Raw genomic sequence first — 19,392 nt, forward strand, 5'->3', positions numbered from 1 at the left:
GGCGGCCAGGATCGAGAGGTTCGTTGTTCACGCGATGTCTCCAGAAAGAAGCAGACCATCCACCGCCCATGCACCGGGCCCGGCCAGGGCGATGGCCAGCAGTGCCAGCGTCCACAACAACGGATACTCGGCACCGCCGCGCATCCAGAACCACCCGTTGCGCAGCGCCAGCAGCGCGGTGAAGGCGATGAAGGCGGCAGCGACAAGCGCGGCGATCCGGGCCTGCCAGCCCAGCATCACAGCGCTACCGGCCACCACCTGCAGCAGCGCCAGCAGCAGTGGCAGCGGCGCCGACGACGGCAGACCGAAGCCACGCAGTTCGCCGGCAAAACCTGCCAGGCCCGGCCCGTTGAACCAGCCGAACAACTTGCCCAGCGCATGCGGCAGCAGGAATCCTCCCGCCGCCACCCGCAGGATCAACAAGGCCAGGTCGAGGCCATGGCCATCGCGCACGCTCAGTGCCCGCCTTCCTGCGCGCCGAACATGGTCTTGGCGTACTGGATGCCGACGCCATAGCCACCCGCATGGTCACGGGCGATGCCGGTGGTCAGGTCGTAGGTTTCAGCACGCGCCCAGTCGCGCTGCAGTTCCAGCAGGTACTGCACGCTGGTGATCGGCACGGCACCGGCCTGCACCATGCGGGCGATCGCACGTTCGTGCGCCTCTTCGCTCACATCGCCGCAGGCATCGGTGATCACGTAGACCTCAAACCCCTGCTCCAGCGCCGACAGCGCCGGGCCGACGATGCACACACTGGTCCACAAACCGGCGAGCACCAGCCGACGCTTGCCGATGCGGTTCACCTCATCGATCACCGGCTGGTCTTCCCAGGTGTTCATCGACGTGCGATCGAACACCGCCTGGCCGGGGAAGATCGCCGGCAGCTCCGGGAACATCGGGCCGGAGAACGACTTCTCGGCCACCGTGGTCAGCAGCACCGGCACCTTGAAACCCTTGGCGCCCTTGCTGATCAACGACACGTTGTTGCGCAGCGCGGAGATGTCGATGGTGTGGGTGGCAAATGCCATCTGCGACTGGTAGTCGATCAGTATCAGGGCGTGGTCGGCCGGTGACAGCAGTGCTTTGGCGGGGGTGGTGGTGGCGAGGCTCATGGGTGGACTCCGGTGGAGGAAACAACAGGGGGCTGGGAACGTGCCGCGCCATCGGCCAGGTACTGGCCGGGACTGCAGCCGGTCTCGGCGCGGAAGCTGCGGACGAAGTGGCTCTGGTCGAAGAAGCCAAGATGCTGGGCCAGGCAGGTCATCGACTGCGCGGCCGTCGGCAGCAGCTGCGTGGCGCGTTCGATGCGCCGACGGCGCACGTAGCGCAGCGGACTGGCGCCGGTACCCATGCGGAACAACCGCACCAGATGGAACCGGCTTACGCAGGCAACGGCAGCCAGCTCGGTCACCCGCAGCGGCTGCGACAGGTGCTCGTCGATGTAGCGCAGCGCACGCTGCAGGGCAGCCGACTGGTGCGGTGCCAACGTGGTTGCGGACAGGGCAGGAGGCTGGACGGTAGCCATGAAGGAGCGCCGCGACGGGAGCACCCATGGTGTGCCGCCGGCTGCGATCGCCCTACCCCCGTCGGTCGAGGCCGGCGCTCACCCATTCGGGGGAGGCCGGCGCTGCAGCAGGCGGCGGCCGAACAACCGCGCATCCAGCGAATACGCGCCCGGCCCCAGCATGAGCAGGGCCAACGGCAGCAGCAGCCAGGGCAGCGCCGCGCCCTGCCCGTACAACCCCGGCACCGCCAGCAGCACCGCCAGCGGGGTCAGCAGCCCAGGCAGCAGCAGGCCGATCGCCGCCAGGCACATCAGTCCCGGCACACCGGCCGGACTTCCGCCCGCCAACAGACCCCCTGCCACGCACAGGCGCAGCCACAGCAGTCCCAGTCCGGGGCCGCGGTCAGGGAACATCACATACAAGCGCTGCATCGCCGGGCTCCGTCATCCATCACGGCGTGATAGCGGACACCGAAGCGGTACGCCTACCCCGAACGGGTCACCCCGGCCTGCCCCGCACCTGCCAGAATGACCGCATGCGTGGCCGCCCCTTCCCCTTCCTGCGTCGCCTGCCGGCGCTGCTGTCGTGCCTGCTGTTGCTGACTGCCCTGCCCGTCTTCGCCGTGCAGCAACCCGCAGTGAGCGATGGCATGCCCGGCTATCAGCACACCGCCTGGCGCGTCGGCCAGGGCGCCCCGGGGGATATCTGGGATATCGTCCAGGACCGCCAGGGCATGTTGTGGCTGGCCACGGGTTCGGGCCTGTACCGCTTCGACGGCCGGCGTTTCGAGCGGCAGGCCGCACCGGCGGGCACCCGTTTTCCCTCCACCAACATGGTCACCCTCGGCCTCGATGGTGGCGATGGTGGCGATGGTGGCCTGTGGATCGGCTACTTCCAGGCAGGCATCAGCCAGTTCACGCAGGAACGCCTGCGCAGCTTCGGCCGCCCACAGGGCGTGCCGGTGGGTGTGGTCCCGCGCTTCGCGCATGACCGCAACGGCCGCCTGTGGGCTGCCGTCAATGGCGGCCTGCGCTGGTTCGATGGACATCGCTGGCAGCAGCCGCCGGCTTCCTTCGGCCTGCCGCAGAGACGCGTGCAATGGGTGCTGCAGGACCGCCACGGCACATTCTGGGTGCTGGCGGACCTGCAGATATGGCGTCGCCCTCCTGGCGCGGCCCGCTTCGAAGCCACCGGCATCGCGGTCTCGCAGATGGCCTCGCTGGTTGAGAGCCCGCGCGGCGAAATCTGGCTGGCCGACCGCGTGCGCGGCACGTCGCCGCTGGCCAACGCGCATGGCCTGTTGCCCGCCGAGGAACGTGAAGCACGGCGGCTGCCCGGGCTGGTCGCCTCGCGCCTGCAGTTCACGGCCGACGGAGCCCTGTGGGCCACGCTCAGCCCGCACGGTGGCGTGGCCCGGGTCACCTTCGACGGCCAACAGGCTATGCGCATGGAGCGCTTCGATGCCGCGCAGGGCCTTACCGCGACGTCGGCAGTGCCGGTCCTTGCCGATCGCGAAGGCAACATCTGGGTAGGCACCAACCTCGGCCTCAACCGCTTCCGTGCGCACAGCGTGCAGACCTTGTCCGTGGGCCCTACCGATCCGTACCGGTCATTGGTACGCGCCATTGATGGCCGGGTGTATGGCTATGGCGAAGACCTGAAGCTGTTCGACCTGCGGCGTCCGCTGCTGGGCCGCAGCGCTGCGCAGCTGCAGGCCGCGGCACGGCAGGCACCCACTCCGGTATGGCAGTTCGACTGGATCAATCTGGCGCGCACCGTCAGCGGCCACACCACCCTCATACCGCTGCCGGCACCGTTCACCGGGCAGCCACTGCACGCCCTGCTGTTTGCCGATGCGGACCAGGCCTGGGCCTGCGCCGGCGAGCGCGCGGTGCTGCACTACACGGACAACCGCTGGCGCCGCGAAACCCGGCTTCCCGAGCAGGCCTGTTCGTCGCTGGCGCGTACCGATGACGGTGCGCTGCTGCTGGGCTACGCCGATGGCACCCTGCGCCGCCTGCACGGCGCTACGGTCAACTCCTACGACGCCACCGAAGGGCTGTCGGTAGGCCCGGTAACCGCGTTGCTGCAGCACAAGGATCTGCTGCTGGTCGCCGGCGAGGCCGGCCTGGCCGCGCGTTTCGGCAACGGCCGCTTCCTGCCGGTGCGCACCGACATGGCCGGCGTGCTGGAAGGCATCACCGGCATGGTCGCCGATGCGAACGGGCTGCTCTGGCTCAACGGCAGCCGCGGCCTGGTGCGGCTGCAGGTTGCCACCCTGCGCAGCGCGCTGCGCAACGACCAGGCGATAGCCCCCCGCTTGTTCGACGCGGTTGACGGTATGCCGGGCATCGCCCTGCAGAGCGGCCCCATCCCCACTGCGGTACTGGCGGCTGATGGTCTGCTGTGGCTTGCCACCAATCAAGGCCTGGCGTGGCTGGACACGCGGCAGTCGCACATCAACACCATGGCGCCTGGCGTGCGCATCGGTGACGTGCTGTATGGCAGTACCCAGGCCCCGTTGCAGGAGGGACTGCGCCTGCCGGCCGGCACTACCCAGCTGCAGATCGACTATGTCGCGCTGTCGCTGGCGCGGCCGGAGCGCAACCGCTACCGCTACCGACTGTCCGGCGTGGATGACGCTTGGCAGGAGGCCGGCGCGAGCACGCGCGCCTATTACACCAACCTCGCACCGGGCCATTACCGCTTCGAGGTGGAAGCAGCCAACGAAGATGGCATCTGGAGCAGCACGCCAGCCAGCCGCAGCTTCCACATCGCACCGACGTTCCTGCAGACCGCCTGGTTCAAACTGTTGTGCTTCTGCGTGGTGATGGCTGCGCTGGCGCTGGCCGTGCGGGTCCGCAGCCGGCAGCTGGCGGCATTGTTCCGCGCCCGCCTGCAGGAACGCAACGGCGAGCGCGAGCGCATTGCGCGCGATCTGCACGACACCCTGTTGCAGGGCAGCCAGGGACTCATCCTGCGCCTGCACGCCATCAGCCAGTCGGCACAGACACCAGAGCCGGTACGCACCCAGCTGGAATCGGCGATGCTGCTGGCCGAGCGCAATCTGGCCGAAGGCCGGGAACGGGTCAACGCGCTGCGCGACGCACCGTTTGCCGGCCGCGATCTCGCCTCTGCGCTGGCCGACGTGCATGCCGAATATGCAGGCCAAGGCACCAATCCACTGCGCTTGACCATGGAAGGCACCCCGCCGCCGCTGCAGGCCGAAGCCGCCGAGGAAGTGTTCCTGATCGGGCGCGAGGCCATCCGCAACGCGCTGCGGCATGCGCAGGCCAGTGCCATCGAAGTGGAACTGTCCTACGGCGCCCGCTGCTTCCTGCTGCATGTGCGCGACGATGGCGTCGGCATCGCCAATGACAACGCCGGCGGCGGACACTGGGGCATGCAGGGCATGCGCGAGCGCGCACAACGGCTGGGTGCGGAGCTGCAGTTGTGGACACGCCCCGGCCTGGGTACCGAAGTCGCGCTGTCCGTGCCGGCCCGTCGCTTGTATCACCGACATCCACCGCGCTGGCGTTGGCCCTGGAGCAGAACCTCCCATGACTGAATCCCTTCCTCCCATCGGCGTGCTGGTGGTTGATGACCATCCGCTGTTGCGCGATGGCCTGGCCGCACTGCTCGGCGCACATGCCGACCTGCGCCTGCTCGGCGAAGCAGCCGACGGCGAGGAAGCCCTTGCCCGCTACCAGCAGCTGCGCCCGGATGTGGTGCTGATGGACCTGCAGATGCCACGCATGGATGGCGTGGAAGCAATCGTGCGGATCCGTGCGATCGATCCCCGCGCACGCATCATCGTGCTGACAACCTACCGCGGCGACGTGCGCGCCGTGCGCGCGCTGCAGGCCGGTGCCAGCGCCTACCTGCTGAAGGACATGCTGCGCCACGAACTGGTGGCCACCATCCGCACCGTGGCCAGTGGCCGCCGCGCACCGATACCGGCGGAAGTGGCGGCCAGCATCGCCGCGCACGTGGTGGAAGACCGGCTGTCGCCACGCGAAACCGAAGTGCTGCGCCACGTGGCCGGCGGCCTGTCGAACAAGCGCATCGGCGAACGCATGCAGATTTCCGAGCAGACGGTGAAGGCACACATGAAGAGCTTGATGGAAAAACTGGGCGTTGGCGACCGGACGCACGCGGTAACCCAGGCACTGCGTCGCGGAATCATCAGCCTGGATGACACCGGTCAGGAGTGAAGGGGTTTCGGCAGGGCTGCGCCCTGCACCCGCAGAGGCCGAAGCAACAGCAACAGCCGAAGCAACAGCAACAGCAACAGCAACAGCAAAAGCCTGCATTCCTTGGGATGGCGGGGAGGGGACAGATGGCGGGGGACGCTGCAAGTACGTCCATGTAAGCTCGGTCGCGCCATCCATGGCGCTCACGCCCCCGCCATCTGTCCCCTCCCCGCCTCCGACAGATCTCCGCAATCTGTCTGGATGACATGGCCTGCTTTTGGTAGGTGTCGACCTTGGTCGACACGTAGATCCACGCCATGCGTGGATGCTCTACGTTCAATTGTCGAAATATTGGATTTTGATGGAGATTCATCCAGCATGGGATGGATCCATCCGACACCGGAAAACTGTCGAAGGCGGGGCGGTGTCGGATTGCGGGGTGTCAGCCGCATGGATGCGGCTGCCAAGCCTACAAGGACGTACTTGCGGCGTCCCCGCAATCCGACACCGCCCCGCCCTCCGACGGAATCCAGCTTCTGCCGTTGCCGTTGCTGAGGTTGCCGGCCAGCGGCCGGCACTACAGCAGGTGCAGGGCGCAGCCCTGCCGAACCACCCTCAACGCAGACGGATCAGCAGGCTGCCGCCGGCGCAGATCGTCGCCAGCCACGCCACGCCGTGCCAACCCCACTGCGCCAGCGCCAGGCTGCCCAACGCACCGCCGCCAGCCATGCCGATGAACATGCCGGTGAACAGCAGTGCATTGAGGCGACTGCGCGCCGGCGGCACCAGGCCGTAGACCAGGGTCTGGTGCGCGACCAGCGCCGACTGGAAACCGAAGTCGAACAGCAGCGCGCTGACCACCAGCAGCGGCAGCAGCGCCACGGCCGGCAGCCACGAATCAACCAGCAACAGCGCAAAGCCAACCAAGGCGACGGCAATCGCCAACCGCGCGACCGCGGGGCTGCCCAACCGATCTGCAAAACGACCGGCAACCGGTGCCGCCAATGCACCCGCAGCACCGGCAATGCCGAACGCACCCGCGGCGGCACTGCCCAGGCCCAGCCGTGCGTGCAGCATCAGCGCCAGCGTCGACCAGAACGCACTGAAGCCCACCGCCAGCAGCGATTGGCTGGCCACGGCGCGGCGCAGCTGCGGCTGCTCACGCCAGAGCGCCAGCAACGAACCCAGCAGCGCCGGATACCGCAGCGTACTGGTCGCAGCGAAGTGCGGCAGTGCGCGTGCCATCACCGCCCCCATCGCCAGCACCGAAAGCGCTGCCAGGCCGAACTGCACGCGCCAGCCCCAGGCTTCGGCCACCACGCCGCTGACCACGCGCGACAGCAGGATGCCCAGCAGCAGGCCGGTCATCACCCTGCCCACCACCTGCCCGCGCTGCGCATCCGGTGCCAGCACCGCGGCGGCCGGCACGATGTCCTGTGCCAGCGTGGCCATCAGCCCCACCAGCAGGCTGGCAACAAGAAGCCCCGGCAACTGGCCGGCCAGGGCGGCCGCCCCCAGGGCCAACGCCAGCAGCACCGACTTCAGCAGGATCAGGTTGCGCCGGTCGAAGCGGTCGCCCAACGGAGCCAGCAGCAGGATGCCCAGCGCATAGCCCAGCTGGGTCAGGGTCGGCACCAGGCCTACGGCACGCTCGCCCGCAGCCAGATCCTGCGCGATCAGGCCCAGCATCGGCTGGCTGTAATAGAGCGAGGCCACCGAAAAGCCCGCGCCGGCGGCCATGGCCAGCACCAGTGATGGGGCGGGCGCAGCGCGTGGCGCAGAGACGACGGTTGAGAGCGAGGGAGCGGGCATGGAAGGCACCAGGGAGAGAATTGGAGCCTAGCGTGCCTACATTCGCGAGGCGTCTGTAGTAGGCTCAACAACATACTTTACATACGCCATACGCATGAACGATCTCGCATCGGGCGGCGACCGCCTGGACCTGCTGCGTACCTTCCTGCGCATCGTCGACAGCGGCAGCCTTTCGGCCGCCGCCGTGCAGCTGGGCACCACCCAGCCCACCGTCAGCCGTAGGCTTCAAGCCCTGGAACGGCAACTGGGCCTGCGCCTGCTGCAGCGCTCTACCCACGGCCTGCTGCTGACCGAGGACGGCCAGCGCTGCCAACGCCATGCGCAGAGGGTGGTGGACGAATGGGAAGCGCTGCAGGCCGAGCTGCACGGGCAGACACAGAGGCTCAGCGGCCGCCTGCGGGTGATGGTGCCGCATGCGTTCGGCCAGGCACAGCTGCTGCCCACCATGCTCGACTTCCTGGCCCAGCATCCACAACTGAGCCTGGAGTGGATCCTCGAGGACCGCCGCCCGGACTTCATCGCCGAAGGCATCGACTGCGCGGTGCGGGTCGGCGCGGTCGATGAACCGCGCGTGGTTGCCCTGCCGCTGGCCGAAGTACCTCGCATTGTCGTGGCCGCACCGTCGCTGGCCGATGCAGGGTCGATCACCACCCCCGAACAGGCGCAGGCATTGCCGTGGATCTCGCTGGTCACCTACTACCGCGAACGTCTGCTGCTGCACGATGCGCAGGGCCGTGCGCACACGCTGTCGATCACACCGCGCCTGCTGAGTGACAACCTGTTCGTGGTGCAGCAGGCCGCACGTGCTGGATTGGGAGCCGCAGTGGTGTCGGCCTGGCTGGTGGCCGAGGATCTGGCCGAAGGCCGGTTGGTGCAGCTTTTAGCGGACTGGCAGGCACCACCGCTGCCGGTGCATCTGGTGTTCCCCGCTGCGCGACAGCAACCGCTGCGCCTGCGCGCCTTCATCGATGCGATGAAAACCACGCTGCCGCAGCTGCATGGCATGCGGCCGGCACCGCGCTAGGCGCTACCGGCCGCATCACTGCGAAGCGTGGTCCTGCTTCGCCACGGCATTCCATGCAGCGACCTTTGCCTTGGTGTCGGCCAGCATCTTGTCCAGCGCCGCGCGATCGTACACATCACCGCGCAGGATCACGCTGTCGATCTTTTCGGTGGCAGCGATGTCCTGCAACGGGTTGGCCGTCAGCAGCACCAGATCGGCCGCCTTGCCCGTGGCGACGCCGCCATAGCGCTGCATCTGGCCGAACCAGGCCGGGCCCGAACGGGTCGCGGCCGACAGCGCCTGCGGTGCGCTCAGGCCTTCCTTCACGAACAGCTGCAGTTCCTGGTGCAGGCCGATGCCGGGGTAGTTGAACGAATTGAGGAAGCCGGCATCGGTACCGGCAATGATCGTCACTCCCGCTTCCTGTAGCAGCGGCAGCACCGCAGCCACCTGGTGGTACTGCGCATGGCGCGCGTCGATCTGCGCCGGGGTGGCCTTGGCCGCCCGTTCGATGCGCCAGGTGTAGGTCGCGCGCAGGCCCGGGCCGATATAGGCCAGATACGGGTCGTTGGCGTGGTCGTCCTGGTCGAGGAAGTCGAGGATGCGGCCACCGTTGAGGGTCGGCGTCACGAATACGCCACGCTTGGCGAAATCACGGTAGGCATGCAGCGCGGTTTCGCGATCGAAGCTGGCCTCGAGCCGGCGGTTGGCTTCGGCGCGATCGATGCGCCCGGCGCCGAAATCAGCCGCGATCTGCGCCTCGTCCTTGCTGCCAGCCTTGAAGGCATAGTCCAGATGCTCGATCGAGGCCAGGCCCGCATCCACGGCCTGCTCCACCGTCAACGCCATCGGAATGTGGCCCGAGGCCTTGAGACCCGCCTTGCGCGCCGCGCTGGCCGAGTACAGGAACAGCTCCGGCGTCAGCGTGCTGTCGGTGATCTTCACGAAGTCGACCTTGTCGTGCTGCAGGCGCTCGATCGCCTTGTCCGCGTCGGCCTTGCTGCCCACTTCGATGGTGCCCTTCCAGACCGGCTTGATGCCTTCGATTTTCGCACCGGAGGTCAGCAGGCGCGGACCGAACAGCGTGCCGTTGGCGATGTCGCCGCGCCACTGCAGTACCTGCTGCGGAAGATCACCGGAGCAATCGCGGATCGTGGTGATGCCATGAGCGATGTACAGCGGCAGCAGCGCCTTGTTCTCTTCCACCAGCGCCGGACCACCACCGAAGTGCACGTGCATGTCCCACAGGCCTGGAATCAGGTACTTGCCCTTGGCGTCAATCTGCCGGCTGGCGCTCCACTGGCTGCGTAGCTGCGCATCGGGACCGACCGCGACGATGTCCTCGCCACGGATGACAACGCTCTGCCCGGGCACGCTGCGTGCGTGCTCGACATCGACCACCGTGGCGTTGCGGATCAGCAGATCGGCGCGCTCGGCGGCAGACGCCGACAGCGGTGCAGCGGCAAGAAGGACGGCAAGGGACAACGGATGGGAACGGAACATGGACGGCATCCTGGTGGGCACGGCAGCGTGCGGGTGGAAGGGGCGGGTGTCAGCGCGTCGCGCCATGCTGGCGCAGCAGGGTTTCGATGTTGGCGTAGCCGCGTTGCCGGGCGTGCGCCAGCGGCGTTACGCCGTCGCCATCGGCAAGCTCGGGGTTGGCGCCGGCGTCCAGCAGCAGCTGTACGATCTGCACGTGGCGCGGGCCGCCATCGCCAAGCAGGATCGCCTCCAGCAGTGCAGTCCAGTGCAGACGGTTGACATGATCCACGGCCACGCCGGCGCGCAGCAGCGTACGCACGGTGGCGACATGGCCGCGTTCGGCGGCAGGAATCAGTGCGGTACCGCCATAGCGGTTGGTGCTGCGCAGGTCTGCACCGTGGGCGAGTGTCAGCGCCAGGATCTCATCCAGGCCGCGCGCGCCGGCATACAGGTACGCGCTGTCCTGCAACGCGTCCTTGGCATTGACGTCGGCACCGGCCTCGATCAGTTCGCGCGCCGCATCCACGTTGTTGCCGTGGGTGGCCAGCAGCAGGGCCGTGCGGCCCTGGCCGTCACGCGCCTCCAGATCAGCACCTGCATCCAGTGCCTCGCGCACGGCGCGGGCATCACCGCGGCTGGCGGCATCGCGCAGCTGCGCATCGGCGTCGCTTCGGGAAGTCGCCGTACACGCCGGGATGACCATGGCCAGCAGGCACAGCAGCAGCATGCGGGCCAATGCCGAACGGCGCTGCCGGGAGCGAGGGTGGTGCATCGTGACTCTCCTCATGCGCAATGGCGCCGGCCATTGCCGGCCCCTGCCCTGCATGGTAGAAGTCGGCACGGGTATCCAGAAGTGAAATGTTCAAATGCAAGACAGTGCCAAATCGAATAGAACAGTGTTCGAACTGGACCTGCTGCGGGCCCTGGTGATGGTCGCCGACTGTGGCAGCTTCACCACCGCGGCCACCCGTCTGCATTCAACCCAGTCCACGGTCAGCCAGAAGATCCGCCGCCTGGAGGAGCTTGCCGGCCACCGCCTGCTTGAACGCGGCCACCGCGACGTGCATCCCACCGACGCCGGGCACACCCTGCTGGGCTATGCCCGGCGCATGCTGGATCTGAACGAGGAACTGGCCCAGGCCTTGGCCGGCGCCACCGTGGAGACCGCGGTGCGCATCGGCGTGCCGGAGGACTTCGTGAACCCGCAGACCACGCGCATGCTGGCCGCCTTCAGTCGCCGCCACCCGCAGGTCAAGCTGGAAATCAGCAGCGGCCTCAGCCGTGATCTGGCCCATGGCTTCGACCATGGCGAGCTGGACCTGGTGCTGGTCAAGCAGCGTCGCAACACCCGCCAGGCCGTGCACTGCCGGCGCGAACCGATGCATTGGATCGACAGCCTGCGCAGCAGCAGCCTGCAGCAGGACCCGCTGCCACTGGTCACCTTCCCGCCGCGCGGGCTGTACCGCGACGAGATGATCCAGGCCGTCGAGGCCCTGGGCCTGCGCTGGCGCATCGCGTTCACCAGTTCCTCGCTGAGCGGCATCCAGGGCGCGGTGGCCGACGGCATCGGCATCAGCCTGCTGCCACGGCGCGCGGTCAACCGCGAACACCGCATCATCGATGGGCAGCGCGACCTGCCCCTTGTCGACAACTACGAGATCGGCCTGCTGCATCGCGCCGATGCCGATGATGCAGTGCGTGCGCTGGCCAGCGAGTTGTGGCGCCAGGTGCAGCGCGAGCCGGAATAGTCGGCAGGGCTGCGCCCTGCACCCCATGGGTAGTGCCGGCCGCTGGCCGGCAACCTCAACAGCAACAGCAACAGCTGGTTTCCTGTGGGATGGCGGGGTGGGTCCGGTTGCGGGGGACGCCGTGAATACGTCCATGTAGGCTCGGTCGCCGCATCCATGCGGCTCACGCCCCCGCAACCGGACCCACCCCGCCTTCGACAGATCTCCGCGAGCTGTCGGGACGGCGCTCTGTGATGCTGTTGGCAGGTGTCGACCTTGGTCGACCAGTAGATCCACGCCACGCGTGGATGCTTTTCGAGATATTCGATTTCCAATGGAGATTCATCCACGCATGGCGTGGATCTACTGGTCAGCGGGAACCTGTCGAAGGCGGGGCGGTGTCGGATTGCGGGGCATCCGCGCCATGGACGGCGCGGCTGAGCCTACACGGACGTACTTGCGGCGTCCCCGCAATCCGACACCGCACCGCCCTACCTCGGAATGCCGCTGTTGCTTCGGCTGTTGCTGTTGAAGTTGCCGGCCAGCGGCCGGCACTACCAGGTGCTACCGGGCACGGCCCGGCCGCTACAGCCAGCGACCGTCGACCACCACGCGTCGCTCGGCCGGCACTGCGGCCACCGCCGCCGGGCCATGGTCGGCACGCACCGCCACGAAGGTGGCCGGACGACCTTCTGCAATGCCGTACTGCGGCAACCCGATCACCTCCGCCGCATGGGTGGTGACCATGTCCAGCGCCAGCATCAGGTCCGCATCGGTGTAGAAGCCCGACCGATAGCCCAGCAACATCGCCCGCTGCAGCAGGTCGCCATTGCCATAGGGCCACCAGCAGTCGCGGATGTTGTCGTTGCCGGCAAACACGCGCACACCGGCGTCGTGCAGAGCACGCAGCGGCGGGAACGGATGGTCGCCCGGCGCATTGCTCATGATCGCTACGCCTGCAGCAGCCAAGGCCTCACCCACCTGCAGCGCCCGCGCCAACGGCACCTCGCCCAGCGCATAGGCGTGACTGACCGCCACCCTGCCCTGCAGGCCCGCCGCGCGTGTGCGCGCGGCGATCCGCAGCAGCTGCGCCAGCCCGGTCTCGCCCGGCTCGTGCAGATGGATGTCCAGACGCACGCCATAGCGCTCGGCCAGCCCGAACAACAGCGCAAGCTGGCCTTCGGCATCCCCGTCCAGCGTGCTCGGGTCGATGCCTCCAAGCACCTCCACCCCGGCAGCAATCGCCTGTTCCAGGATGACCGCCGTACCCGGGCACGACATCACGCCCGCCTGTGGGAATGCCACCCACTGGATGCGCATGATGTCGGCACAACGCAGCGCCGCTTCACGCACCGCCTCCAAGTGACGCAGGCCGGTGCTGCCATCGATATCGACGTGGCACCGCATCGCCACCGTACCGAATCCGCTGCACTGGCGGATCAGGGCCTCGGCACGATCGGCCATGGGTGCGGCGGTAGCAATCGCGGCTTTTTCCACCGCCAGACGCTCGCGCAGGCTGCTCACCGGCTGATGCGGATGCCAGCGGTCGCCGACGAAACTCTTGTCCAGGTGGATATGGCCGTCGACCAGTCCAGGCAGCAGGGTAAAGCCGGTCAGATCGACGCTTTCGGCTCCCTGTGCTGCTGCATTGTCGCCATTGATGCCGACAAACCGGCCATCACGGATGTGGAAACGCAGCGGGGCACCGTCGCGATCGACGCCACCATGGACGAACTGCAGGGTCATCAGGTTCTCCCGGAAAGCCAACACTGGCGCCATCCTGCCCGCCGCCGCGTCCATCGGCCAACGAAATATCTGCATGCCATGCATTCACCGGCACGATGAATCCCGTCCGCGACCGTGCGCCGCAGGGACGCCGGATACACGCCTGAACGGGTAACATGGGCGCCTGTTTCCGCTGTGATGCCGCATGGGCCCGTCCGACCGCCACGATCGTCTTCGCCGCTGGCAGGCCGCGTCCCTGCTGGCCGCTGCCCCGATCGCCAGCCTGTCCGCCACCGATGCCAGCGCCAGCGCGCCCCTGCAGGCGCCGCCGGGCCAGCAGCGGATTGCCTCCGCCGCGCTGGTGGAGGTACTGCACCAGCGCGTGCTGGCCGGCCAGAGCGCCACCGCCACCCTGGAAAGCTGGTGCGCCGAGCACGGCCTGGCCGAGCAGGCCCGGGTTCGTGCCGTGCGTGTGCACGGCCAGGACAAGACCGCGCCGGCCGACGTGCTGCAGGCCCTGGGCGCCACTGCCTCCACGCCCCTGCGTTACCGGCGCGTGCAGCTGGCCTGCGGCAGCCGCGTGCTGTCCGAGGCCGACAACTGGTACCTGCCCGACCATCTCAGCCCGGCCATGAACCAGGTCCTGGACACGACCGACGAGCCGTTCGGCCGCGTGGTCGGTCCGCTGGGCTTCCAGCGCCAGACCGTGACCGACCAGACGTTCTGGCCGCCGCGCGGCGAAGGCGACCATGGTGTGATCCTGGAAGTGCGCGCACTGCTGCGCGACCGCCAGCAGCAGCCTTTCAGCTACGTCATCGAGTCGTACCTGGTGCAGGCGCTGCCGTAACGTTTCATCCGCCCGGCATGTCCCGACCTACTGGGTGGTGATGCCGTTGGCAGCCGGATCGGTGGAGAACACGAAGCGTCCCGAATGCAGGTTCCGGCCCAGGGTGTACTCGGCCGTTGCGAATGCATAGACGGGAGGCGTGTTGCCCTTCCCGAAGGAGTGCGCCCAGGCGCTGAAACCGTCTTCGCTCCGGCTGCGGATCTCGCCGAGGCACAAGCTGTAGCCGCATGCGAACGAGACCACGTCCGTATTCCCGTCAAGCGCCGCAGTCACCGCTGACCTGTACAGCCCGGTCAGATCCTGTGCTTCCGGTTGGCGTGCGGCATCCTGCTCGAATTGGCTGACCGCCTGTGCGAATGCTCTGTTGGAACCGACCACCGCATGGAATCGTTCAACGGACATAGCCCCCTCACTCAACAGGCTGCGCTCGCCGGCGAGGAACGTTCCTTCCGCTGGCTTGGCCGCCGCAGCAATGACTGCAGCCCCGGGCGAAGCGGGAGCGGTGTGCAGGGATGTTGCAGCAGCGCGTATCCGTGTTGCTGCCTCAACCCGGTCGGCAGGCGCCATCGTGGCATCCTGGGCAGCGGCTGCCGGTGCTTCTTCTTTGCTGCTGCAGCCCGCGACTGCGAGCACCACAACCATCAGATGACGAACGTCCATGCGTTGTTTCCTCCCTGCTGATTGGGTGAGCATGCCATTGCATGGCGCTGGAAGCGAAGTGCCACACAAAGAAAGGCCCGGCAATGCCGGGCCTTTCGTTTTGCATCGCTTAACGGAACCGGTAATCCAGCTGCACCCAGAACTGACGGCCATACGGGTCGTAGTTGCCGACCGGATAGAACGGCCAACCGCCACCGTTCTTGTCTGCCGGCGGGCGGCTGTCGCGCAGGTTGTTGACGATCACGCCCACCGACAGGTTTTCGCCGAACTGGCGGAACACGCTGGCGTTGTAGGTCATGTACGGTGCGATGCGGCCACTGCCATCGGTCTTGGGCAGCGAGCCGAAACGGTTGCCATACAGCGTCGTGGTCCAGTCGCCCTGGTTCCAGGTGATGCTGCCATTGGCCTTGCTGCGCCACTGGTAGTCATCCAGCGAATTGCGGATGTCGCGCACTTCGTCATCGGCGAACTGCTTGTACTCATGCTCCAGCACCAGGGTGTAGGCCAGGCGCGTGGTGAAGCGGCCATAGCGGCCCGCATCGAAGCGCCAGTTGCCCTTCAGGTCGATGCCGCGCACCGACTCCGATGCCGCGTTGATCGGGTTGATCAGTACGCGGGTCACCTGGTCCGGCTGCACGGTGGCAGTGGAGGGGTTGCGGATCACCCGCGACAGCGCGTCCTGGCACAGCGACGAGCTGATGTCGCGCGCTTCGCCGCCGAGGGTGCGGCCCAGCCGGCAATCGGCCTCATCACGCAGGATGCGGCTGGTGTCGAGGCTGGTCACTTCGTTGTCGATGCGGATGTCGTAGTAGTCGGCGCTGAAATCCAGCCCGGACAGCGGCGACCAGACCACGCCGAAGCCATACGACTTGGCCGACTCCGGCTGCAGCTGCGGGTTGGCGCGGTTGCTGTAGTCGATCGACAGGCCGTTGTAGTCGCAGTTGTCATACGACTGGCCGGCGGTGCGGCAGCGCCAGTAGTCGGTCATGCCGGGGTTGTAGCCACGGGTCTCGGTGGCGAACACATAGTTCATGTCCGGCGCACGGAAGCTGGTGGCCGCGGTGCCGCGGATCAGCAGGCTTTCGATCGGACGGAATTCGACACCGAAGCTCCAGGTCGCCTTGCCGATATGCTCGCCGCCGGCGCGGTACTGGTCGTAGCGACCTGCCAGGGTGGTGGTCAGCGACTGCAGCAGCGGCAGCTGCAGTTCAACACCGGCCGCGTAGCGGTCACGTTCGCCACCGGCACCGATGCCGGCGCTGGTGTTCCAGAATTCGCCGGTGCCCAAGCGCGGGTCCGGGCGGTTGCGGTAGCCCTGGCTGCCCGCCTCGACCACCGCGGCCAATGCGGCATCGCCACCGGGCAATGCGAACAGGCGGCCATTGACCGTCGCGCTGAAGGTCTGCAGCCACGCGGCATTGCGGCTCTCCTGGTAGTCGGACAGCCGGCCGTACTCATCGGGCGTCAACGGCTGGAACAGGCGCGCAGGGTCTGGTGCATAGACCTCCACGCCGTTGCGCACGCCCAGCTGCGGGCCCAGCAGGTACTCGTTGATGCCGGCCAGCAGCACCGGGCGGCGCGTGCGGTTCTCGTAGCGCGAGCGGCTGTAGACGGCCTCGTAGTCCCAGCCGCTGTCGCCGATCTGGCCACGCGCACCGACGTTGAACGACCACGAGTTTTCCAGGAAGCGATTGGCATTGCGCGGCAGGCCGCCGATTTCCTCCGGCGCGAAGCGGCGGTACCAGCTCTCCAGGTTGCCCGTGTTCTGGTTGTAGAAGTAGTTGCGTGACGAGGTCCAGGTGGGCGCACGGGTATTGTTGTTGATCCGTGCGCTGCCCAGCGCGACATCCGCAAACAGGTCGGTAGTGTCGTTGACGTGGAAGGTCAGCAGGCCGTAACCGTTGAGGTTGCGCTTCTCGGTCTGCACGGTCCAGTAACTGGCAGCGGCTTCGTTGCTGCCGCAGTACCAGCCCTGGCGCGGGTTGTTGGCGCGCAGCACGCTGCCACCGTAGATGGACGAAGCCGCATCGCAGCCGGCGGTGCCCGGATCGATGTTGCGACCGGTGGCTGCATTGCGACGATAGGCGACGGCCGTCGGCTGCGGCGCCTTGCCGGTGGGGTCATCGTCCAGCGAATCCATGAAATCGCGCTGGCGCGCGTGGATCGCCTTGCGCACGTCCAGTTCGAAGCCGAACAGGCCTTCCCAGCGTTCGCCCGAGCTGCCTCCCACCACCTGCACGCGCTGGTTGTCACCACCGCCCTGCTGGGTGCCGCCGGCACGCACGTTGACGTCCACGCCGTCGAAGCGGTCCTTGAGGATGATGTTGACCACGCCGGCGATGGCATCGGAGCCATACACCGCAGACGCGCCCGCAGCCAGCACCTCGATGCGCTCGATCAGCGCACTGGGGATGTTGGCCAGGTTGACCACGTTCACCGAGCCTTCGTAGGCCAGCGGATAGTCGGCCTGGCGGCGGCCGTTGACCAGCACCAGCGTGCGGTTCGGGCCCAGGCCACGCAGGTTGATGGTGTTCGCCGCCGGGGTGAAGGTATTGCCGAAGTCCTCGCCCTGCACGTTGCCGGTGTTCTCGGTGAGCGCGCTCAACGCATCGAATGCATTGCGGTAGCCCTGCGCATCGATCTGCTCGCGGCTGATCACCGTGACCGGCGACGGCCCCTCGACACTGGCACGCGGGATGCGCGAGCCGGTGACCTTCACTTCCTGCAATGTGGTGGGTGCGCTTTCCTGCGCGAAGGCCGGCAACGAGGCCAGCATCAGGGACGACAAGGCAAGCACCAGCGGACGCGGGCGCAGCGCCAGGGAAGAGGCGGACATGGGCTTCCTGGGGGAGTTGGGCGGGTGGTCCGGGGCGCTGGCGACGGTGCGCGCATAACGATCCCGTAACGAAAGTGTCCTGAACGGATGGTTGCAACGGAAATGACCAGGCTTGATGGCGTTATGCCTGAACCGAATCAGACCGCAGGCAGCGACCGCGCCGCATTTGCAACTTCTTTCATTGTTCCCCCTCGCCGGCCTGCGGCATCGTCGCACCCCATGAACCGGTATTTCCCTACTTCCTTGCCACCGCTGCGACCGGTGCTGCGCCGCCACCTCCTGCTGCTCCAGCACGGGCCTGTGGTGCTGCGCCCGTTGCAGCGTTCAGACCTTTCCGCCTGGCGTCACCACTATCGACAGGTCGAACGCAGCAGCAACCTGCCTGACCATTTCGATGCCGAAGCCCATTTCCTCTGCGGTGTGCAGCGTTCGCAGCTGCAACACGACAACGATCAGCTGCTGCTGGGCAGCTTCGATGCAGCGGGTGAGCTGCTGGACCAGTTGAGCCTGCGCCTGCATTGCGCGCATGCGCGCAGCGTTGAACTGCGTTGGCTGCATGCCGCAGGCTGTCCCCAGCGGCGGCAGCTGCACGCTTCGTTGCAGGCGCTGTGCACGTTCCTGTTCGAACAGGTTGGGATCCGTCGCCTGTTCGTGCTGCTGCCGCCCGATGCAGGCAGCGCGCTGGTCGCTACCCTGCAGGCGATCGGCTTCGAGCGCGAAGGCCTGCTGCGCGACCACCACCTGGATATCGAAGGCTGGCAGGACCGCCAGCTCTACGCCCTGACAGCCCCTGCCTGGCTGCAACGGCAGTCAGCAGAGAACTAGCGCACCCGCTCCAGCGAAGCATCCGCGCCGGTCAACACGCTGCAGGCATGGTCCTGCAGCTCCTCGGCGCTGGCATCGTTGTCGCTGCCGGGATCCAGCTGCGTGGCCAGCAGGATGAAACCCGGCGCGCCATGCACGTCCTCGTGCCCCGCCACCAGCAGGCTCCATTGGCCAACCCTGTCCACACCGCTCAGGCCATAGGCCAGCAGGTTGAGGGGATTGGCAGTCAACGCCTCGCCCGGCAGCAACCGCGCCTGGTATTGATGGCCGCGCAGCCGTACCGGTAGCGGTGCCCACTGCGTGCCGAGGGCCGCGCGATTGTCTTCCAGCGCCCGCAGCACGTCGGCGCGCAGGCAATCGACGTGGATGTGCAGCTGGTGCTGCGAACGTCCATGCGGCGAGTTCAATGCCAGGCTGGCGACGCTGCGCGGCAACCGCTGGCCAAGTGCCTGCTCGGTACGAGCGCGGGCCTGCCAGGCGGCGGCGAAGTAATTGGGTGCGCCGCGTCGGTACAGCGCGGGGCTTTCGATGCCACTGACCTTGTCCAGCGGCATCAGCAGGAACTGATAGCGGCCGTGTGCGTCCTTGACCAGCACATCGCGCTGGTCAAGGGCCGTGCGCACCTGCAGGCAATCGCCGCGTGGCGACTGTGCGCCCTGGCAATCACGTTCGATCAGGCGCCACAGCGCATCCGAATGGGCCGGCGGCGGCGCAGGGGGCACGCTGGCACAACCGGCCAGCAACAGCAGGGGCAGCAACAGAAATCGCACGGCAACA

The 19,392-nt window shown here is 67.5% G+C and carries 17 protein-coding genes; 6 read left to right on the plus strand and 11 right to left on the minus strand.

Translation table 11 applies throughout. The annotated features are described in order from the left end of the window. Positions 1–27: 27 nt before the first annotated feature. From CR918_RS10370 to CR918_RS10385, 4 genes are all read right to left on the minus strand, one after another. On the minus strand, positions 28–453 hold the full coding sequence (locus CR918_RS10370) for a DoxX family protein (RefSeq protein ID WP_025878529.1): 426 nt from the start codon (positions 451–453) through the stop codon (positions 28–30). 2 nt (positions 454–455) lie between these two features. Beyond that, complete coding sequence (locus CR918_RS10375; protein WP_099842761.1) at positions 456–1,112, minus strand: hydrolase; 657 nt, start codon at positions 1,110–1,112, stop codon at positions 456–458. Continuing rightward, complete coding sequence (locus CR918_RS10380; protein ID WP_025878527.1) at positions 1,109–1,525, minus strand: helix-turn-helix domain-containing protein; 417 nt, start codon at positions 1,523–1,525, stop codon at positions 1,109–1,111. The genes CR918_RS10375 and CR918_RS10380 overlap by 4 nt, the downstream gene beginning before the upstream one ends. Before the next feature lie 78 nt (positions 1,526–1,603). Beyond that, complete coding sequence (locus CR918_RS10385; RefSeq protein ID WP_032975282.1) at positions 1,604–1,936, minus strand: hypothetical protein; 333 nt, start codon at positions 1,934–1,936, stop codon at positions 1,604–1,606. A 104-nt stretch (positions 1,937–2,040) separates the two neighbouring features. Between CR918_RS10385 and CR918_RS10390 the strand changes: the two genes are divergently transcribed. Beyond that, positions 2,041–5,073, plus strand: coding sequence for a sensor histidine kinase (locus tag CR918_RS10390; RefSeq protein ID WP_099842763.1), 3,033 nt, complete (start codon positions 2,041–2,043; stop codon positions 5,071–5,073). Beyond that, positions 5,066–5,719, plus strand: a complete 654-nt coding sequence (locus CR918_RS10395; protein WP_032975280.1) for a response regulator — start codon at positions 5,066–5,068, stop codon at positions 5,717–5,719. The genes CR918_RS10390 and CR918_RS10395 overlap by 8 nt, the downstream gene beginning before the upstream one ends. Positions 5,720–6,313: 594 nt before the next feature. Here the strand turns inward: CR918_RS10395 and CR918_RS10405 are convergent. Continuing rightward, the gene (locus tag CR918_RS10405) at positions 6,314–7,510 is read right to left on the minus strand and encodes an MFS transporter (protein WP_025878523.1); all 1,197 of its coding nucleotides are present in this window, start codon (positions 7,508–7,510) and stop codon (positions 6,314–6,316) included. Between the two features lie 94 nt (positions 7,511–7,604). Here CR918_RS10405 and CR918_RS10410 point away from each other — a divergent pair, with 94 nt between their 5' ends. Continuing rightward, positions 7,605–8,534, plus strand: a complete 930-nt coding sequence (locus CR918_RS10410) for a LysR family transcriptional regulator (RefSeq protein ID WP_099842768.1) — start codon at positions 7,605–7,607, stop codon at positions 8,532–8,534. Between the two features lie 15 nt (positions 8,535–8,549). Here CR918_RS10410 and CR918_RS10415 read toward each other — a convergent pair whose 3' ends face one another. Together CR918_RS10415 and CR918_RS10420 are read right to left on the minus strand one after the other, a co-directional pair. Further along, positions 8,550–10,016 (minus strand): amidohydrolase family protein, encoded by a 1,467-nt coding sequence (locus CR918_RS10415; RefSeq protein ID WP_099842770.1) that lies wholly within the window; start codon positions 10,014–10,016, stop codon positions 8,550–8,552. Between the two features lie 49 nt (positions 10,017–10,065). Next, positions 10,066–10,767 carry an ankyrin repeat domain-containing protein gene (locus tag CR918_RS10420; RefSeq protein WP_099842772.1) on the minus strand — a complete coding sequence of 234 codons (702 nt, stop codon included), beginning with the start codon at positions 10,765–10,767 and terminating at the stop codon, positions 10,066–10,068. Between the two features lie 94 nt (positions 10,768–10,861). Between CR918_RS10420 and CR918_RS10425 the strand changes: the two genes are divergently transcribed. Continuing rightward, positions 10,862–11,743, plus strand: a complete 882-nt coding sequence (locus CR918_RS10425; RefSeq protein WP_032975274.1) for a LysR substrate-binding domain-containing protein — start codon at positions 10,862–10,864, stop codon at positions 11,741–11,743. Positions 11,744–12,307: 564 nt separating this feature from the next. Here the strand turns inward: CR918_RS10425 and CR918_RS10430 are convergent. Beyond that, entirely contained in the window at positions 12,308–13,468 is a 1,161-nt protein-coding gene (locus tag CR918_RS10430; protein ID WP_099842774.1) for an amidohydrolase family protein, read from the minus strand. A 184-nt stretch (positions 13,469–13,652) separates the two neighbouring features. On the opposite strand from CR918_RS10430, the gene CR918_RS10435 reads away from it, so the two are divergent. Beyond that, positions 13,653–14,294: a hypothetical protein gene (locus CR918_RS10435; protein ID WP_059064427.1), complete on the plus strand. Its 642-nt coding sequence runs from the start codon at positions 13,653–13,655 to the stop codon at positions 14,292–14,294. A 27-nt stretch (positions 14,295–14,321) separates the two neighbouring features. Here the strand turns inward: CR918_RS10435 and CR918_RS10440 are convergent, their stop codons facing one another. After that, complete coding sequence (locus CR918_RS10440) at positions 14,322–14,954, minus strand: hypothetical protein (protein ID WP_099784515.1); 633 nt, start codon at positions 14,952–14,954, stop codon at positions 14,322–14,324. Positions 14,955–15,063: 109 nt separating this feature from the next. Next, the gene (locus CR918_RS10445; protein ID WP_099784517.1) at positions 15,064–17,790 is read right to left on the minus strand and encodes a TonB-dependent receptor plug domain-containing protein; all 2,727 of its coding nucleotides are present in this window, start codon (positions 17,788–17,790) and stop codon (positions 15,064–15,066) included. Positions 17,791–18,105: 315 nt separating this feature from the next. Between CR918_RS10445 and CR918_RS10450 the strand changes: the two genes are divergently transcribed. Beyond that, positions 18,106–18,615, plus strand: a complete 510-nt coding sequence (locus tag CR918_RS10450; RefSeq protein WP_312308122.1) for a GNAT family N-acetyltransferase — start codon at positions 18,106–18,108, stop codon at positions 18,613–18,615. On the opposite strand, the gene CR918_RS10455 is transcribed toward CR918_RS10450, so the two are convergent. Next, positions 18,612–19,385 (minus strand): CDP-diacylglycerol diphosphatase, encoded by a 774-nt coding sequence (locus CR918_RS10455; RefSeq protein ID WP_243379058.1) that lies wholly within the window; start codon positions 19,383–19,385, stop codon positions 18,612–18,614. The two genes, CR918_RS10450 and CR918_RS10455, sit on opposite strands and share 4 nt — an antisense overlap. Between the last annotated feature and the right edge of the window lie 7 nt (positions 19,386–19,392).

The organism is Stenotrophomonas indicatrix (genome assembly GCF_002750975.1).
Lineage (GTDB): Bacteria > Pseudomonadota > Gammaproteobacteria > Xanthomonadales > Xanthomonadaceae > Stenotrophomonas > Stenotrophomonas indicatrix.

Coding starts and splice junctions, on each gene's coding strand:
- CR918_RS10375 (WP_099842761.1), bottom strand. CDS start 1,112: ATGAGCCTCGCCACCACCACCCCCGCCAAAGCACTGCTGTCACCGGCC.
- CR918_RS10380 (WP_025878527.1), bottom strand. CDS start 1,525: ATGGCTACCGTCCAGCCTCCTGCCCTGTCCGCAACCACGTTGGCACCG.
- CR918_RS10385 (WP_032975282.1), bottom strand. CDS start 1,936: ATGCAGCGCTTGTATGTGATGTTCCCTGACCGCGGCCCCGGACTGGGA.
- CR918_RS10390 (WP_099842763.1), top strand. CDS start 2,041: ATGCGTGGCCGCCCCTTCCCCTTCCTGCGTCGCCTGCCGGCGCTGCTG.
- CR918_RS10395 (WP_032975280.1), top strand. CDS start 5,066: ATGACTGAATCCCTTCCTCCCATCGGCGTGCTGGTGGTTGATGACCAT.
- CR918_RS10405 (WP_025878523.1), bottom strand. CDS start 7,510: ATGCCCGCTCCCTCGCTCTCAACCGTCGTCTCTGCGCCACGCGCTGCG.
- CR918_RS10410 (WP_099842768.1), top strand. CDS start 7,605: ATGAACGATCTCGCATCGGGCGGCGACCGCCTGGACCTGCTGCGTACC.
- CR918_RS10415 (WP_099842770.1), bottom strand. CDS start 10,016: ATGTTCCGTTCCCATCCGTTGTCCCTTGCCGTCCTTCTTGCCGCTGCA.
- CR918_RS10420 (WP_099842772.1), bottom strand. CDS start 10,767: ATGCACCACCCTCGCTCCCGGCAGCGCCGTTCGGCATTGGCCCGCATG.
- CR918_RS10425 (WP_032975274.1), top strand. CDS start 10,862: ATGCAAGACAGTGCCAAATCGAATAGAACAGTGTTCGAACTGGACCTG.
- CR918_RS10430 (WP_099842774.1), bottom strand. CDS start 13,468: ATGACCCTGCAGTTCGTCCATGGTGGCGTCGATCGCGACGGTGCCCCG.
- CR918_RS10435 (WP_059064427.1), top strand. CDS start 13,653: ATGGGCCCGTCCGACCGCCACGATCGTCTTCGCCGCTGGCAGGCCGCG.
- CR918_RS10440 (WP_099784515.1), bottom strand. CDS start 14,954: ATGGACGTTCGTCATCTGATGGTTGTGGTGCTCGCAGTCGCGGGCTGC.
- CR918_RS10445 (WP_099784517.1), bottom strand. CDS start 17,790: ATGTCCGCCTCTTCCCTGGCGCTGCGCCCGCGTCCGCTGGTGCTTGCC.